The sequence below is a fragment of the Micromonospora narathiwatensis genome (assembly GCF_900089605.1).
In the GTDB taxonomy this organism is placed as follows: Bacteria; Actinomycetota; Actinomycetes; order Mycobacteriales; family Micromonosporaceae; genus Micromonospora; species Micromonospora narathiwatensis.
This window is the reverse complement of sequence record NZ_LT594324.1, coordinates 3,286,119-3,303,405: the sequence shown is the minus strand read 5'-3', so window position 1 is coordinate 3,303,405 and position 17,287 is coordinate 3,286,119. Positions and strand designations below refer to the sequence as shown.

General features: G+C 68.5%; 10 protein-coding genes. 7 read left to right on the top strand and 3 right to left on the bottom strand.

Features of this window, described 5'->3' with window-relative positions; translation table 11 throughout:
- Positions 1–13: 13 nt before the first annotated feature.
- From GA0070621_RS14020 to GA0070621_RS14010, 4 genes are all read left to right on the top strand, one after another.
- Positions 14–8,662, top strand: a complete 8,649-nt coding sequence (locus tag GA0070621_RS14020; protein ID WP_157739990.1) for a golvesin C-terminal-like domain-containing protein — start codon at positions 14–16, stop codon at positions 8,660–8,662.
- Between the two features lie 32 nt (positions 8,663–8,694).
- Positions 8,695–9,660, top strand: a complete 966-nt coding sequence (locus tag GA0070621_RS14015) for a hypothetical protein (protein ID WP_157739989.1) — start codon at positions 8,695–8,697, stop codon at positions 9,658–9,660.
- A 254-nt stretch (positions 9,661–9,914) separates the two neighbouring features.
- Positions 9,915–10,067: a DUF7919 family protein gene (locus GA0070621_RS31350; protein WP_456237996.1), complete on the top strand. Its 153-nt coding sequence runs from the start codon at positions 9,915–9,917 to the stop codon at positions 10,065–10,067.
- Between the two features lie 221 nt (positions 10,068–10,288).
- A complete protein-coding gene (locus tag GA0070621_RS14010) occupies positions 10,289–12,169 on the top strand; it encodes an AfsR/SARP family transcriptional regulator (RefSeq protein ID WP_091195532.1) in 1,881 nt (626 codons plus the stop codon).
- A gap of 75 nt (positions 12,170–12,244) precedes the next feature.
- Here GA0070621_RS14010 and GA0070621_RS14005 read toward each other — a convergent pair whose 3' ends face one another.
- The 3 genes from GA0070621_RS14005 to GA0070621_RS13995 all read right to left on the bottom strand — a co-directional run bounded on the left by GA0070621_RS14005 (position 12,245) and on the right by GA0070621_RS13995 (position 13,888).
- Entirely contained in the window at positions 12,245–12,520 is a 276-nt protein-coding gene (locus tag GA0070621_RS14005) for a hypothetical protein (RefSeq protein WP_091195529.1), read from the bottom strand.
- A gap of 47 nt (positions 12,521–12,567) precedes the next feature.
- Positions 12,568–12,999, bottom strand: coding sequence for a RusA family crossover junction endodeoxyribonuclease (locus tag GA0070621_RS14000; protein ID WP_091195526.1), 432 nt, complete (start codon positions 12,997–12,999; stop codon positions 12,568–12,570).
- A gap of 184 nt (positions 13,000–13,183) precedes the next feature.
- Positions 13,184–13,888: a VOC family protein gene (locus GA0070621_RS13995; RefSeq protein ID WP_091195524.1), complete on the bottom strand. Its 705-nt coding sequence runs from the start codon at positions 13,886–13,888 to the stop codon at positions 13,184–13,186.
- Positions 13,889–14,113: 225 nt separating this feature from the next.
- Here GA0070621_RS13995 and GA0070621_RS13990 point away from each other — a divergent pair, with 225 nt between their 5' ends.
- From GA0070621_RS13990 to GA0070621_RS13980, 3 genes are read left to right on the top strand one after another with little or no spacing between them, the layout of a single operon-like run.
- Positions 14,114–15,400, top strand: a complete 1,287-nt coding sequence (locus GA0070621_RS13990; RefSeq protein ID WP_091195522.1) for an ABC transporter substrate-binding protein — start codon at positions 14,114–14,116, stop codon at positions 15,398–15,400.
- A 46-nt stretch (positions 15,401–15,446) separates the two neighbouring features.
- Positions 15,447–16,442, top strand: coding sequence for a carbohydrate ABC transporter permease (locus tag GA0070621_RS13985; RefSeq protein WP_091195519.1), 996 nt, complete (start codon positions 15,447–15,449; stop codon positions 16,440–16,442).
- A 1-nt stretch (position 16,443) separates the two neighbouring features.
- On the top strand, positions 16,444–17,280 hold the full coding sequence (locus GA0070621_RS13980) for a carbohydrate ABC transporter permease (RefSeq protein WP_091195516.1): 837 nt from the start codon (positions 16,444–16,446) through the stop codon (positions 17,278–17,280).
- Positions 17,281–17,287 lie beyond the last annotated feature (7 nt).

Genomic DNA, 17,287 nt, shown 5'->3' with positions numbered 1-17,287 from the left:
CCGGAGGGTGACGGTGAAGGGACGATCACGGGGCCTCCTGATCGGGGGGCTGGCGGTGGCCGTGGTGGCCACGCTGGGCGGGACGGAGGCCGTACCGGGCCGCGATCCCGGCCGAACCGACCAGGCCGTCGGCAGCGCCAAGGACGACGGGGGCGGATTCCTGTCCCGGTTCGGCGACGCCGCGCACGGGCTGGTCGACGGTGGTCCGCGCCGGGCGCGGCCGGAGGTGGTCAGCGCCGGGCTGTTCCGGGACGAGAAGCCGCCGGCGGCGAAGAAGTGGCCGCCGCAGAAGCGGGTACGGGAGCTGACCGGCAAGCGGACGGCGAACAGCCGCGTCTATGAGCTGGCCGACGGGCGCACCCAGGCGGAGATCTCCGCAGTGCCGGTGCACTACCGGGACGCGAAGGGCCGGTTCCAGCCCATCGACACCACCGTCCGTCCCGTCACCGAGAAGGGATACGTGCAGGGCAACCGCACGAACACCTTCACCAGCCTGTTCGGGGCCAGCACCGGCGACCTGATCCGATTCGAGCGGGACGGCCGGAGCATCGAGCTGGGTCTGGCCGGTGCGGCGAGGGCGGTCACGCCGAAGGTCTCCGGCTCGACGGTGACCTACCCCGGAGTCGCCGGGGGCGCGGACGTGGTCTACGACGTGACCAGCTCCGCGCTGAAGGAGAAGATCGTGCTGCGACGGGCCCCGGGTGGCCCGGTGTCGTACACGTTCACCCTTGACACCGCGGGACTGGTCGCGCAGCAGCGGACGGATGGCTCGATCGCGTTCGTCCGGCCGAGCGGTGGCGAGCCGGTGTTCGTGATGCCAGCGCCGTTCATGTACGACTCGAAGGACGACAAGACGTCCCCGCACGGCAAGGTGTGGAGCGACAGCGTCACCCAGCGCGTGCGGCAGATGTACGGGCAGACCAGCGTCACGGTCTCCGCGGACGCCGCCTGGTTGGCCGATCCGGCCCGGGTCTACCCGGTGGTGATCGATCCGACCATCAAGATCCAGCCGGTGCCGACGGATGCCCAGGACACGCAGATCTACTCGGCCGACCCGAACCACGCCTACGGGCAGGACGAGGTCACCTGGCCGTTGCACGTGGGCACCACGTCGGACGGCAAGTGGCGGTCGCTGGTGCGGTTCGACACCAGCTCCATCCCGGCGAACACCCCCGTCGACGACGCCCGGCTGGAGTTGTACTACTCCCAGACGCACACCGCCTGGGAGTACGACGTGCCGATCGAGGTGCGGCGGATCACCAAGGCGTGGAACGAGACCACCGCGACCTGGAACACCATGTCCACCGAGGTCGACACGGGTCCCGCCGGCAACTTCGTGACGGTGGACGACGGTGGCGCGGGTACCGCGGCGAAGGGCACGTGGACCGTCTCGACGAGCCCCCTCACCGCCGAGGCGGTCGGTGGCGGCTACCGGGTCAACAACGACTCGACGACGGGTGACACCTACACCTGGACGCCGACGCTGACCGAGTCCGGCGACTACACGGTCGAGGCGCACTACGTCGGGGCGTTCGACCGGGCCAACCCCGCCACGTACACCGTCCACTACAACGGCGGGTCGAAGGAGTACCCGGTCAACCAGACGGTCCCGGACAGCAAGGGCGCCTGGGTCACCCTCGGCACCCATCCGTTCGTCGCCGGCACCGCCGGCAAGGTCGTGCTCGGGGACGTCGCCAACAAGGCCGTCATCGCCGACGCGGTGCGGTTCGTCAAGAACGGCGCGGTGAAGAACGCCGGGAAGTCCAGCACCTGGATGTCGTTCCCGGTGCGCAACGTGGTGCAGCAGTGGGTCAACGGGACCCAGAACCACGGCTTCTCCCTGCAGGCCAAGAACGAGTCCGCCCTGAACCAGGGCGGTCCGGTCTTCGAGGCGTCCGAGTACGCGTACGCCAACGACCGGCGGGACTTCAACCTGCCGAAGCTGGTCGTCACCTATGGCCGCCCCGGCGTGGCGGTGAACCCACCGACCACGATCACCTCCACCGGGGCGGCGCTGGACTGGCCCGCGTACGTGGACCCGTCGTCGAGCAGCGCGGACGACGCGGTGGAGTACCAGGTGCACCGCAGCGTCTTCCAGAACTTCGCCCCGTCGGCGGCGACGCTGGTCGCGCCGGTGCCCACCTCGACCCGCAGCTACCAGGACACCACCGCCGTGCCGACGGCGGCGGACAACACCGATCCGATGGACCGGAAGTTCTACTACTACATGGTCGCGGTGAAGACCCGCGACGGGCAGGTGATCGCAGGTCCGACGCAGCCGGCGATGCTGCCGAAGGCGGGCCAGATCACCCGGATCTACCGCACCGCGGCGACCGACGACACCGGCTCGGACGGTGTCATCGACACCACGTTGTCGCAGGCGCGGCCGACGGAGAACGTCGACGTCTACGGCGGTGACCCGTACGTCAGCCCGGGCAACAACTCGTCCTACTACGGCGACACCCGCGGCCTGGTCCGGTTCCCCACGCTGACCGGTATTCCCGGCGCCGCCAGGATCGTGGGCGCCGAGCTGCGGATGTACAACACCTACCTGTACCCGGGCACGAACCAGAACGAGTACGTCGACGTCTACCGCCTGACCCGGGCGTTCAGCGAGACCAAGGCCACCTGGAACACCAGCAACGGCACCACCGCGTGGACCACGCCCGGTGGCGACTACGACACCACATGGAAGGCCGGCTTCAACGGGTTCACCAACGACCCGGAGTGGGAGACCTGGGACGTCACCCCGGCCGTGGACGGCTGGCTGAAGAACCCGGCGAGCAACTACGGCCTGCTGCTGCGCCAGCGCGACGAGGTCAACCAGACCGCCCGGGCGATGCTGCTCTCCTCCGAGGCGCCGGAGCCGCTGCTGCGCCCGACGCTGGAGGTCACCTACCTGGAGCAGACCCCCGAGTCGACCTACTACGCGGCGTCCACCCCGACGGTGGCCGCGGCGGACTCGACGTACACGGTGCCGCTCACCCTGTCGAACCCGACCCTGACGGCGTGGAACCCGAACGAGTGGGAGTTGTCGTACGACTGGAAGCGGGCCGACGGGGTTACCGACGGCGCGGACGCCAGCTACGAACTGACCTCACCGTTGCCGAAGAGCGTCCCGGCCGGCGGCACGGTCGACATCAGCGCGCAGGTGAAGACCCCGCCGCCGTCGACGGAGGGCAACGAGCGCACCGACTACGTGATCCAGTGGGAGCTGCAGAACAAGCTGACCGGCGACAAGCTCTCCGAGACCACGCCCATCACCGCCCTGACGCAGAACGTGACCGTGGAGGAGCCGACCTCCGACCAGCTGGGCCTGGAGAAGTTCTACTCGTACGCGGGCAAGAACACCGGTGCCGGCGGAACGTTGATGAACAACCTGTACGCCGGCAACACCGTCTGGTCGTACAACGCGTTGATCAACCCCTCCCGGGGCCTTTCGACGTTCGTCAGCCTGGCGTACAACTCGCTCGACACGAGTGACACCGTCGCCGGCTACGGATGGTCGCTTCAGGCCAGCTCGATGATGCGGCTCGGTACGCCGCTGGACTTCCACCCGAACCCGAACCCCACCAAGGTCACCCTGACCGATGGTGACGGCACCAGCCACCGGTTCACCTGGGACGCCGCCTCGAACGGGTGGAAGAGCCCGAAGGGCGTGCATCTCTACCTGCAGAAGTACAGCAGCGTGGACTGCAAGCCCAACACGCAGGAGCGCAAGGCCTGGGTGGTCACCAAGCCGGACCGTACCCAGTTCTTCTACGACTGCGACGGTTTCGTGTCCAGCATCGTGGACAACAACGGCAACGAGATGGTGTTCACCTACGAGGAGCGGAAGTCGAACAACAAGCCGACCAAGTTCCTGAGGTACATCACCGACCCGACCGGTCGGATCACCCTGACCGTCGACTACTTCGTCAAAGGCCAGGACTACGACTACATCGACGACACCACCTGGACGCGGAAGTCCGCGACCAAGCTGACCAATCCGAAGATCATCGATCACGTCTCGCAGATCACCGACATCTCGGGGCGCAAGCTCACCTTCACATACACCGACAAGGGTCTGCTGGGCGAGCTGATCGACGGCGCCGGCTCCACCAACGGCGCGCCGAAGAGGTTCCAGTTCCGCTACGACATGACGCAGGGGAACAAGAACGTCAAGTTGGTCAAGGTCACCGACCCGCGGGGTAACGCCACCGACCTGGTCTACAACTACCCGCAGACCGGCGATGACCCGAAGTTCCACTGGACCACCAAGTCCTACACGGACCGGCTCGGCCACCTGACCAAGTTCGACTACGTCGACCCGGACGGCCCGCAGGGCAACACGATCAACACCACCGTCACTGACGCCGAGAACCATGCCACCCGCTACCAGATGGACGGCTACGGCCGACCCGTCCAGACCACCAACGCCAAGAACGAGGTCACCAAGCTCGAGTGGGACGGTGACCACAACGTCACCAAGCTCACCGAGAACAACGGCGCCAGCTCGACCTGGGCATACGACGCCAAGACCGGCTACCCGACCGAGATCAAGTCCGCCGAGGCGGTCAAGAACGGCTCGCCGGGCACGGTTCTGGGCTACCAGCGGCAGCTCAACGGCTACGTCGCCGACCTGACCGAGAAAACCAGCCCGGAGGGCCGGAAGTGGACCTTCGGCTACGAGCCCGACGGTGACCTGGCGTGGGTGGTCGACCCGCTTGGCAACACCACACCGGACCCGAACGACTACAGGACGTCCTACACCTATGACGCCTGGGGCCAGATGCTGACGGCCAAGGACGCCAACGGCAACGTCACCACCAACGGCAATTTCGACCCCAACGGCTATCCGCAAACGATCACGGATGCGTTGAACAACCCGACCGCGTTTGTTTACGACGCCCGTGGCCAGGTCACGAAGGTCACCGACGCATTGGGCAAGAGCACGACCCAGGCGTACGACACCTTCGGCCGACCGCTGGAGAGCAAGACGCCGAAGGACGAGGCCGCCGGGGCGTTCATCATCACGCCAGCGCCGACCTACGACGCGAACGACAACGTCACTCAGTCGATCGCGACCAACGGGGCGGTCTACAAGGCCGCGTACGACGCGGCGGACCAGGCGAGTGAGGTGTCGGCACCGGCCGACATCGCCGGGGATCCGGCACGCAAGACGTCCTTCACGTACGACAAGGTCGGCAACCTGGTGACCACTACAGACCCGAAGGGAACGTTGACCACGTCGGATCCGACCGACTACGTGACGACGAATGCGTACGACGAGATCTACCAGCTCACCTCGGTTACCAACACCAAGGGCGAGAAGATCTCCTACGAGTACGACTCCGTCGGCAACGTGGTCACGGTGACGGACCCCCGCAAGAACGCCACGGCCGACACCACCGACTACACCTCCAGGTTCTCCTACGACCTGAACCACCGGTCCACCGTCACCACGGACGCGGGCGCCTACACGACCTCCACCGAGTACGACCGGGACGGCAACGTCACGGCCACGGTCGACCAGCTGGGGAACAGGACGCTGCTCCGGTACAACGCGCGCGGCGACCTGATTGAGCGCAAGGTGCCGACGACCAAGGACGCATCGGGGGCCGTCACCTACCGCACCGTGCAGTACGAGTACGACCAGGTCGGCAACCGAACCCGGGTCATCACCCCTCGGGGAGTGGCGACGACCGACGACCCGGACGACTTCGCCCAGGTCACGCTCTACGATGCGCTGAACCGGGTGAGGGAGACGCAGTCGGCGTACGACAAGGACGACTCGCGTTACACGACGCCGGACAAGACCACGTACGCCTATGACGCCGTGGGTCGACTGGTGACGATGTCGGCGCCACCGTCGGCAGGGCAGTCGGTGCGCAACGACACCACTTACAGCTACTACGACAACGGGTGGATGAGGACCTCGTCCGATCCGTGGGACATCGTCACCTCGTACGACTACAACGACCTGGGTGCCCAGACGGCCCGGACGCAGACGTCGGCCGGCGGTTCCTCCAACCGCACCATAACCTGGTCGTACTTCCCGGATGGGAAGCTCAAGGCCCGGTCGGATGACGGTGTTCCGGTCGGTAAGCAGGTGGTGCTGGTCGACAACTCCGACTTCAACAACACCCGTGTCACCGGGACATGGCCGGCGGCCGGCTCGGCCTCCGGCAAGTACGGCACCGACTACGCCACCCACGCGGCCGGCGCGGGTTCCAACGCGTTCACCTGGGAGCTGAACGTCCCGCAGGCCGGCTCCTATCAGGTGTACGCCCGGTACCCGCAGGTCTCGGGAGCGGCCAAGGACGCCAGGTACACGGTGACCTACAACGGTGGCAGCACGGTGAAGACGGTCGACCAGACCGCGAGCACCGGCACCTGGGTCAGCCTCGGTTCCTACAGCTTCGCGGAGGGCGCTGGCCAGAAGATCACGCTCTCGGACCAGGCCACCGGAACGGTGGTGGCGGACGCCGTGAAACTCGTTCGAGACAACTCGGCGGACGTCGACGACGAGAAGCACGACTTCCGTTACCGGTACGACCTCAACGGCAACCTGACCACGATCACGGACGCCTCGCCGGGTGCCCGGGTGGACACCTACGCCGTCACGTACACCGAGCTGAACCAGGTCGAGAAGGTCACCGAGTCGAAGTCCGGCGTTGTGGTGAACGCGACGTCCTTCACATACAACGCGAACAGCGAGCCGCTCACGGTAAGCCATGACAAGCAGTACTCGTCGTATACCTACGATGTCCGGGACCTGGTCTCGCGGATCAGCGTAGGCGCGACCGCGACCGACGCCACTCCCAAGATCACCAACTACGACTACACCGCCCGGAGGCAGATCTCCAGCGAGACGAAGCCGAACGGCAACAAGGTCGAGCACGACTACAACCTGGATCAGTCGCTGCGCCACCAGGTGGAGAAGAAGTCCAACGGAACGGTGGTCAGCGAACACACCTACCAGTACGACCTCAACGGCAACCGCATCCAGGACGTCGCGAAGAAGCAGAACGCCGACAATCACGCGGGGTACCTGAACACCACCAGCAGCTATGGCTACGATCCGCGGGACCGGATCGCGTCGGTTGACAAGACCGGTGACGGTGCCGGATCGGAACGGTACATCCACGACGCCAACAGCAACGTCATCAGTCAGACCGTCAAGGGTTTCTCCACGGCGTTCAACTATGACCGGAACCGGCTGCTGACTGCCGTCACCGACGGAGTCACCGCTGCGTACAACTACGACCCGTTCGGTCGGTTGGACACGGTCACCTCGGCGGGCAGAGTGGTCGAGCGGAACATCTACGACGGTTTCGACCACGTGGTGGAGAACCGGCAGTCCAACGGCGCCACGAACACGGTTACGAAGTACACGTTCGACCCGATGGATCGGACGTCCACCAAGACCACGGATGCCGGCGGGTCGAAGGAGAAGACCACCACCTTCAGCTACCTGGGCCTGGCCAGCGAGGTGCTGGACGAGAGCGTCGCCGGCAAGCTGACGAAGTCGTACCAGTATTCGCCCTGGGGACGGCGGCTGTCGCAGGTCACCTACAACGCGGACGGCACCCAGGACGACGCTTACTACGGCTACGACCAGCACTCCGATGTCGAGACGCTGACTGACGGGTCCGGCGACACAAAGGCCACCTACGGTTACACGGCCTACGGCCAGAACGACGACGCCCAGTTCACCGGCATCGACAAGCCGCAAGCGGCCGATCCACTCAAGGACCCTTACAACTCATACCGGTTCAATGCCAAGCGCTGGGACCAGGCCTCGGGCAATTACGACATGGGTTTCCGGGACTACAGCCCTGGCCTGAACCGGTTCTTGGCGCGCGACTCCTACGAGGGGGCATTGGCCGACCTGAAGCTCGGCACAAACCCGTTCACCGGCAACAGGTACGCGTTCGGCGGCGGCAACCCCATCAGCGCCATCGAGATCGACGGACACTGCTGGGAGTGGGCTCAGGGCATCTGTGACGCCGCGGAGACGGTGGCCAACTGGGTGAACCACAACGCCGACACGCTCCGGGATCTGGCGGTAGACGCCGCCGAGGTCGCCCTGGGCTGGGCGGCGACCGAGATCGGTCTCGGTATGATCGCTTTTGGTGCTGCCGAATGCGGCATCACCGTGCCGCTGGTCGCGACGGGTATCGGAGCCGTGGTGACGGCGGCAGGATGTGCCAGCGGCGCTGCCATCGCCGGTGGCGGCGTTCTCGTGGCCGGCCTCGGACTGTTCGCCATGGCGGACGGAGTCGGCAAGGGGATCAGGGACCTCGGCAAGCTGGAGAACCCGCCGAGTGGCGGGAGCGCGACCCCCGCCGGGCCGACCGGGAAGCCACACGTGCCGAAGGATCGCTCCGGGCACATTCGCGGCGCGCACGGTCCGGGGGCCCGGACGAGGGATCCGCAGGCCGGCGAGTTCGACGAGGACTTCTTCTACAACAGTGCGGACGACGATGTCTTCGACCAGAAGCTGGTCGACGCCGTCAACAACAGCAACCCGCAGCCGAATCCGAACGGGGAGGGTTTCATCTATCAGTACGACTATGGTGCGGGGAACGAGATCGGTTGGGCTGGTAACCGCCGGACGAGCGTCATCGAGATCGTGGTCAAGCCGGACGGCAGGATCTGGACCGCCTATCCCAAGTAGTAATCGTCGGACCGATCGGTTTGGGAAGTGCCATGTACGTTTTGCGGGAAGTTTCGGCTCCACCAATTGACGACACGTGGAGGGTGGTCTACTCCGGGCTGGACTTCTGGGGGAAGGAGATCTTCCTGCTGGCTCCGGCCGGAGCGGACCTGGCCGCGGTCGAGCCAGAAGTAGGCAGCAGGAAGCCCCCGACAGGACGCGGAATGGCGGTATGGCGGGACGGGCAGCTCGTGCCGCTGCCCGACCTGCCTCAAGTCGCCGACACCGCCGACCACGGTCCGCAGGGCTACGTGTTCGCCAGTCGTGCCGTTGGCGTCGAAAGCGACGACGGCACCGCTGAATCGGCGGAGAACGTCTGGTTCGCAGACGGGGACGGCAAGGTGTTCCGGGGCATTTCAGTGGGTAGCCAGTTCTCTCATCTGGCCATGGACGATGAGGGCGCCCTGTGGGTCGGGTACCGGGACCAAGCCGGCCTGTGGGTTCCACCGCCAGCCGCCGGGCGGCCGGATCTCGCGGATGGAGTCCTACTCCCCGGCGTCTGCCGGTGGTCGCCGGAGGGCCACCTCTCGTGGGTTCTGTCCAGGGACGCTGGGGTGGCCGAGCCGGGTTTCCACTGCTACTCGCTCAACGTGTCGGCCGCTGGTCGGCTCGCCGCGGTCGACTGGCGGAACTCGGTGGTCGAACTTGCCGTCTCAGGGGAATCCCGGTTCTGGGCGACGGAGAACCAGTCTCCGTCGGGGCTGGCGAAGCGGGGAGACGACCTGCTTCTTCTGGGGCGCTACGAATGGCCGAAGCGGAGAGGCGACCAGCCCGCCGGATTCGATGTGGTGAGCCGGCATCACCTAACCGGGGCGGGTCTCGAGCTGTCGGAGGAGTCACGGCTGGTGTTACCAGATGGGTCTGCGCTGCCCGGCGTGCCGCAGGGCGTCTCCGCCAAGGGGGACCTTGTCCTGATGCACTTCGGTGACGTCAGTCGGCCATCCGTGTTGTCCCTCTGATTGTCACCGCACCTGTACGGACGGGGGATCGGGGCGACCGGTACGGGTCGCCCCGGTCTCCGTCCTCCGGACGTCTCGCCGTGGGGCCTCGGGCGTTGAAGGCGTCGATGGGGAGTGTCTCTTGGGGTCAGGCAGAGTCGTGACTCGATCTCGACGGTGACGGCATCGATGTCGCTGCCCGCCGACGCCGAACAGGTCGATGGCTACCCGAACGCCCTGCCCGCACACGGTCTGCCGAGAGGTGTTCTTCTGACGTGTACTACCCGGATCTCAGTCCTTACGGGTACAACCGGGCCGAGGGCTGGTGTTCGAAGGCTCTCAACGTAGGCTGGTTGGCGGCGGGCGAGGAATTCACGTCCGGCTCGGTGCCGGCAGGGTTCCTGTCGCGGCTACGGCAGTGGTGGTGAAGGGGGCTGGTCGGGATTCCCGCCAGCCTCGCCTGGCCGCCGGCATGCTGGTTACCGTGCGTAGCGAAATTCTGCGGCGCTTTCAACGCAATTATTGTTACCGCGACACGCTGCGATATGCATTGATGTTCGTCACATGCCGGCGCTGACTTTCCGGCCTTGTTTCGCCCGCAAAGTCCCTTTAGCCTGAGCGCGCTCGAGGTTCAACGGGGGAGCGCGAGATGAAACTGGGGATTCGGCTTCTGGGGTCGGTGGAGCTATACGTCGACGGTGAATTGGTGCCGCTCGGCGCCGCGAAGCGACGCGCGGTCCTCGCCGGGCTGGCACTGGACGCCAACCGGCCCGTGTCGCTCAGCCGGCTGGCGGAGATGGTCTGGGCCGACGCCCCGCCGGCGTCCGCCGTGGCGAATCTGCGTACCCACGCCGCGGCGCTGCGCCGCGCCCTGGGTGAGCGCCTGATCGCCCGCCCGCACGCTTACGAGCTGCGGGTGGCGCCGGACGAGCTGGACGTCACCGAGTTCCAGCGGCTCGCCGGGGAGGGCCGTGCCCTGCTGGCCACGGAGGACTTCGCCAGTGCCATCGCGGCGCTGACCGCGGCACTGGCCCACTGGCGCGGGGCGTCGGGTGACGGTCTGCCGCAGGGTACGGCGCTGGACAACCGCTGGGCCAGCCTCGACGAGCAGCGACTCCAGGTCTTCGAGGAACTGGCCGAGGCGCGGCTGTCCGTCGGAGAACACGGACCCATGTTGGCCGAGCTGCGTACCCACCTCGCCGCCCACCCCCTGCGGGAGCGGGCCTGGGCTCAGCTCATGCTTGCCCTCTACCGCTGCGGGGACGCCCTGGCCGCGCTCAACGTCTATCAGGACGCCCGGACGATCCTCGACCAGCAACTCGGCATCGAGCCCGGCGGGGAGCTGGCGGGCCTGCACCGCGCCGTGCTCGACCGGGCGCCGGAGCTCTCGTACGCCCCACCGGCCACCCCGACCGTCACCGTGCCGGCGCCGGCCGTCGAGGTGCGGCCCACCGTCGGCTGGACCGTGCCGCGGGAGCTGCCGGCGGACCTGGTCCCCTTCGTCGGACGTACCCGGGAGACCGCCGACGTCGTGGCGGGGCTGACCAACTCGGCGCCGCCCGCCGTGGCCGTCAGTGGTATGGCTGGCATCGGCAAGACGGCGCTGGCCGTCCGGGCGGCGCACGTGGTCGCCGCGGACTTCCCCGACGGTCAGGTCTTTGTCGACCTGGGCTACCAGCCTTCGCTCAGCGGGGACGACGTGGTGGCCCGGATCCTGCGCGCGGTCGGCGTCGACGCCGACGAGATCCCCGAGCGGACCGGCGAGCGGGCGGGCCGGCTGCGTTCCCTGCTCGCCGGATGTCGCGTCCTGCTCATCGTTGACGGGGTCACGAACGCCGCCCAGGTCCGTCCGCTCGTACCCGCCGTTCCGGGGCCTGCTCTGATCGTCGTCGGCCAGCGCTGCCTGCGCGGCCTCGACGGGGTGTGCCGCGTCACGCTCGGCGGCCTGCCCGCCACCGAGGGCCACACGCTGCTCGACGCGCTCGGAGGCGCCGAGCGGCTCGCCGCCGCGCCGGCCGACGCCGCCGCACTGGTCCGGCTCTGCGCCGGCTCGCCGCTGGCGCTGCGGATCGCCGCCTCCCGGCTGGCCCGTCGGCCCACGGCGTCGGTGGCCGACCTGGTCGCTCAACTGCGGGACGACCTGCTGGACTGGCTGACCGACGACGACCTGTCGGTGCGGGACCGGCTCGACCTCGGTTACGCGGCCCTGTGCGCCGACGACGAGCTGATCGGCCAGGTCTTCGTGCTGCTGGGGTCCGCGCCCGAGGAGGCGACGGCGCCCCACACGACAGCGGCGCGGCTCGGCGTCTCCGTCGAACGGGTCCGGCAGGCACTGGAGAAGCTGCTGGACGCCCACCTGGTCTGCGTCGACGAGTCCGGTGGCTACCGGCTGCCTCCGCTGGTGTGCGACTACGCCGCCGAGCTGGCGGAGCCGCCGGCTCCCTCGATGCTGCATCCGCTGCCCGCGTGGCCGGCCGGCCCGGTGCCGATGACACCCGTGCGGGTCCAGCGCCCGGCGCGTTCCGCCTGATCGGGACGATCGCCCCTGGTCGGGGCGGGCCGACCGCGCCGGCCGCTGGGCCGACGCGGTCGCGTCACGCGTGGTTCAGGCGACCTCGCCCCGGACGATCGCCACCGCCACCCGGCAGAACTCGTCCATGTCGGGCTGGAAGCCGGCGGCGATGTCGGGGTGCAGGCCGGCGCGGGTCTCGTCGAGGAGCCGACGGCAGACGTCCTCGACAGGCTCGCCCGCGTAACTGGCGCGGACCCGTTCGGTGGCCGCCTGCAGGGCCGAGGTCAGCTGATCCTCCAGCGGGCCGCGCAGCTTGCGCTGCACGGGGTCCAGCCCGCTCGGGTCGAGCGTGACGTGTGGCTCCGACACTGGCGCTCCCTTCGTCGGCGTCCGCGATACCCCACCGCGGCCGTCGGTCAAACCGCCGCCGGTACGGCGGCCACCCGGACCTGGTACGAGAATTCCTCCGCCGGCTCCTCGGCGTACGACAGCCGGCGGATCTGCCGGTCGTCGTCGTAGAGGGCGACGTCGACCAGCACCCCGAGGTGGGCCAGGCCGATGTTCGCCACCCGCTTCTTGTCCTGGAGCACCGCGCAGACTCCGCCCAGCAGGGTGCTGGCGTCGGAGGTGCGGTGCCCGGGCGGGCAGCGCAGGGTCACGTCCACTTCGACGGGACCGCCGAGCGGGGTCCACCCGGTGTGCTGGGCCGCCGTGCAGGCGGCCTGGAGCAGGGCGCGGACCCTCGCCGCTTGCCGGTGCCCGGCGGCGAAGATGGACAGGGCCTCGGTCTTGACCGGGGGCAGGCCGCTTACCTCGAACGTCAGGGCGAGAGCGCGGGTGTCCTGCACGACGGCTACCTCCTCGTTGGGACGATCCTGCCCAACCGGTGGTACGGCGGAGGCGAGTTCGCGCGAGAACCAACCGATCGGGCGGCCTGGGTCGGCCGGAGGCGTATCGACTTCGACGGCGACGCGCTGACTAGGAGCTACGCAAACGCTAAACCACCCGGCGCATGCTGGGTAGCCTCGCCGCTCACTGGGTGGGACGCGGCGCGAAGGCGCAGAACTCGTTGCCCTCCGGGTCCGCCAGCACCCACCAGGGGATCCGGTCGTCGGGCTCGCGCAGCAGGGTCGCGCCCGCGGCGATCAGCGCGGTGGGGTCCGGGCCGGTCAGGTCGACGTCCCAGTGCACCCGGTTCTTCACCCGCTTGCGTTCCGGCACCGGATCGAAGACCCAGCGCTCCCAGGGGAAGCCGTCCGCGTCCACCAGCGAGGCGGCGCCCTCCGCGGTGGTCTCCACCCGGCCGCCGACCACCCCGGCCCACCAGGTCGCCTGGCCCGCCGGGTCGGCGCTGTCGACGACCAGCGCGAGGACGCCGGGCCGGGCGTCCCCGCGTGGCCGGAACGCACCGAACTGGTTGCCCTCCGGGTCGGCCAGCACCCACCAGTTGATCTCCGCGTCCGGCTCGCGGACCAGCCGCGCGCCGGCGGCCAGCAGCGCGGCCCGCTCCGGCTCGGCGAGGCGCAGGTCCAGGTGGACCCGGGTCTTGCCGGTGCGCGGTTCGGGCACCCTGTTGACCCAGATCGACTCGGCCTTGCTGGTGGCCGCCCGGGGATCGATCCGGGTGTCGCCGTCGCCGGTGTCGACCAGGTCACCGTCGAGGACGCCGGCCCAGAAGGCGCCGAGGTGGTGGGCGTCGGCGGCGTCCATGCACAGGTCCTTGAAGCGCGCGATCATGCGGCCCACTATGCCGGCCGCCCCCGACACACGCGGCCCGGGGCGGCCTGTCGTGCTCGTCTCGTCACTGTCAGGTTTCGTAACGGCGCAGGTCGGGCACTGTTGGGCGCATCGAAACGCCCGGGGCGTGGGCGGACCTGCCGCCACCGTTCGTCCCGACCGTCTCGCCGTGCGCCGGGGCACGGGTGACTCCCCCCGGCTCTCGCCGATGAAAGGGGGAGGGCGATGACGACAGACCCCGACGCGACCGCGCACCGGCGGCGGCCGGCCAGACGTGCGGCGGCGGTCGCCGCGTTGGCGCTGGTGGCCCCGTTGGCGGCCTGCGGGTCCGGCGGCGACGGCGGTGCGCCGACCATCAACCTGTACTACCCGCCGGAGCAGAACCTCCAGAAGGTCGTCGACGACTGCAACGCCCAGGCCCAGGGCCGCTACCGGATCGTCTACCGGGTGCTGCCGCGGCAGGCCGACGACCAGCGGGTGCAGCTGGTGCGCCGGCTGGCCGCGCGGGACAGCGGGATGGACGTGCTCGGCCTCGACGTCACCTGGACCCAGGAGTTCGCCAGCGCGCACTGGATCCGGGAGTGGACCGGTCAGGACAAGGCGGAGGCGGAGCAGGGCACGCTGGCCGGCCCGCTGGACACCGCCCGGTACGAGGGCAGGCTCTACGCCGCGCCGAAGAACACCAACGTCCAGCTGCTGTGGTACCGCACCGATCTGGTGTCGGAGCCGCCGAAGACCTGGGACGAGATGATCTCCGCCGCACAGCGGCTGAAGGAGCAGGGCAAGCCTTACCAGGTGCTCACCATGGGCGCCCAGTACGAGGGTCTGGTCGTCCTCTACAACACCCTCGCGGAGAGCGCCGGCGGGAAGATCCTCAGCGACGACGGCAAGCGGGCGGTGCTGGACGAAGGTGCCGTCAAGGCCCTCGACCAGCTGCGCAAGCTCGCGACGTCGGGGGTGACGTCGCCGTCGTTCAGCAACGCCACCGAGGATCCGGTACGGCTGGAGTTCCAGTCCGGCGGCGGTGCCTTCGAGGTCAACTGGCCCTTCGTCTATCCGGCGATGCAGGAGGCGGCGCCGGAGATGGCGAAGAAGGTGAAGTGGGCGCGGGTGCCCGGCATCGACGCGAACACCCCGAGCAAGGTCACCATCGGCGGTGTGAACCTGGCGGTCAGCGCCTACTCGAAGCACCCGACGGAGTCCTTCGAGGCGGCCCGGTGTCTGCGCGACGCCGAGCACCAGAAGTTCTCCGCGGTCAACGACGGTGTGCCGCCGACCATCGAGCGGGTCTACGACGACCCGGAGATGGACAAGGCGTACCCGATGAGGGAGACCATCCTGGCGGAGCTGAGGGAGCCGGCGGTCCGGCCGCTGACCCCGGCCTACCAGAGCATCTCCACAGTCATGTCGGCGATGCTGTCGCCGCCGTCGGCGATCCGGCCCGAGCAGACCGCCGACGACCTGCGCAAGGCGATCGCCGACGCCCTCGAGTCGAAGGGGGTCCTGCCGTGAGCGAGTTGATCCACCCGCAGCGGGCCGACCGCCCGGAGGTGACGGCATGAGCGTGAACGCGAATCCGGCCGGCGCGGACGTCGCCGCCGGGACCGAACGCACCGCGGGGCGGCACGCGACGGTGCCGGCGCAGCGGACCCGCCGCCGGACGAAGCCGCCGCTGAGCGAGAACAAGCGGGCCGAACGGCGCCTCGGCTGGCTGCTCTGCGCGCCGGCCGCGCTGGTCATGCTGCTGGTCACCGCGTATCCGATCCTGTACTCGGGCTGGCTGTCGTTGCAGCGCTTCGACCTGCGCTTCCCGGACCAGCGCGAGTTCGTCGGGCTGGACAACTACGCCACCGTGCTGACCAACCAGTTCTGGTGGACCGCGTTCGGGGTCACCGCCCTGATCACCGTGGTCACCGTCGCGGTGGAACTGGTGCTCGGCATGGGGCTGGCGCTGGTCATGCACCGGACGCTGGTCGGGCGGGGCATCGTGCGTACGGCGGCGCTGATCCCGTACGGCATCGTCACGGTGGTCGCCGCGTTCTCCTGGCGGTACGCGTGGACGCCGGGCACCGGTTACCTGGCGAACCTCTTCGACGGCGGTGCGCCGTTGACCGAGCGGGCCAGCTCGCTGGCGATCATCATGCTGGCCGAGATCTGGAAGACCACGCCGTTCATGGCCCTGCTGCTGATGGCGGGCCTGGCGTTGGTGCCGGAGGACCTGCTCAAGGCGGCCGCGACCGACGGCGCGACGGGCTGGCAGCGGTTCACCAAGGTGATGTTGCCGGTGATGAAGCCGGCGATCCTGGTCGCGCTGCTGTTCCGGACCCTGGACGCGTTCCGGGTCTTCGACAACATCTTCATCCTGACCGCGGGGGGCAACGAGACGTCCTCGGTGTCGATGCTCGCCTACAACAACCTGATCCGCGGGTTGAACCTCGGCATCGGCTCGACGATGTCGGTGCTGATCTTCATCAGCGTGGCGATCATCGCCTTCGTCTTCGTGAAACTGTTCGGCACCGCCGCCCCCGGCAGCGACGACGGGGAGAGGCGCTGACATGGCCACCGAAACCACCGTGCGGGCGAAGCTTCGCTGGGGTCTGCTGGACGTCATCGTCGTCGTCTTCGCGCTGATCCCGGTGCTCTGGATCGCCTCGCTGTCGTTCAAGACCCCGGCCACGCTCACCGACGGGAGGTTCATCCCCCGGGAGTGGACGCTGGACAACTACCGGACGATCCTCGACACCGACCAGTTCGTCCGGGCCCTGGTCAACTCGATCGGCATCGCGCTGATCGCCACCGCGATCGCGGTGGTGCTCGGCGCGATGGCCGCGTACGCGATCGCCCGGTTGGACTTCCCGGGCAAGCGGCTGCTGGTCGGGGTGTCCCTGCTGATCGCGATGTTCCCGCAGGTGTCGCTGGTGTCGCCGCTGTTCGAGATCGAGCGGCAGCTCGGCCTCTTCGACACCTGGCCGGGGCTGATCCTGCCGTACATCACCTTCGCCCTGCCGCTGGCGATCTACACGCTGTCGGCGTTCTTCAAGCAGATCCCGTGGGACCTGGAGAAGGCGGCGAAGATGGACGGCGCCACCCAGGGCCAGGCGTTCCGGCGGGTGATCGCGCCCCTCGCGGCGCCGGGTCTGTTCACCACGGCGATTCTGGTGTTCATCTTCTGCTGGAACGACTTCCTGTTCGCCATCTCGCTGACCTCCACCGAGCGGTCCCGTACGGTGCCGGCGGCGCTGTCGTTCTTCACCGGCGCGTCGCAGTTCGAGGACCCCACCGGGGCGATCTGCGCCGCCGCCGTGGTGATCACCGTTCCGATCATTCTCTTCGTCCTCTTCTTTCAGCGCCGCATCGTCTCCGGACTGACCTCCGGCGCCGTCAAGGGATAGGTGACAG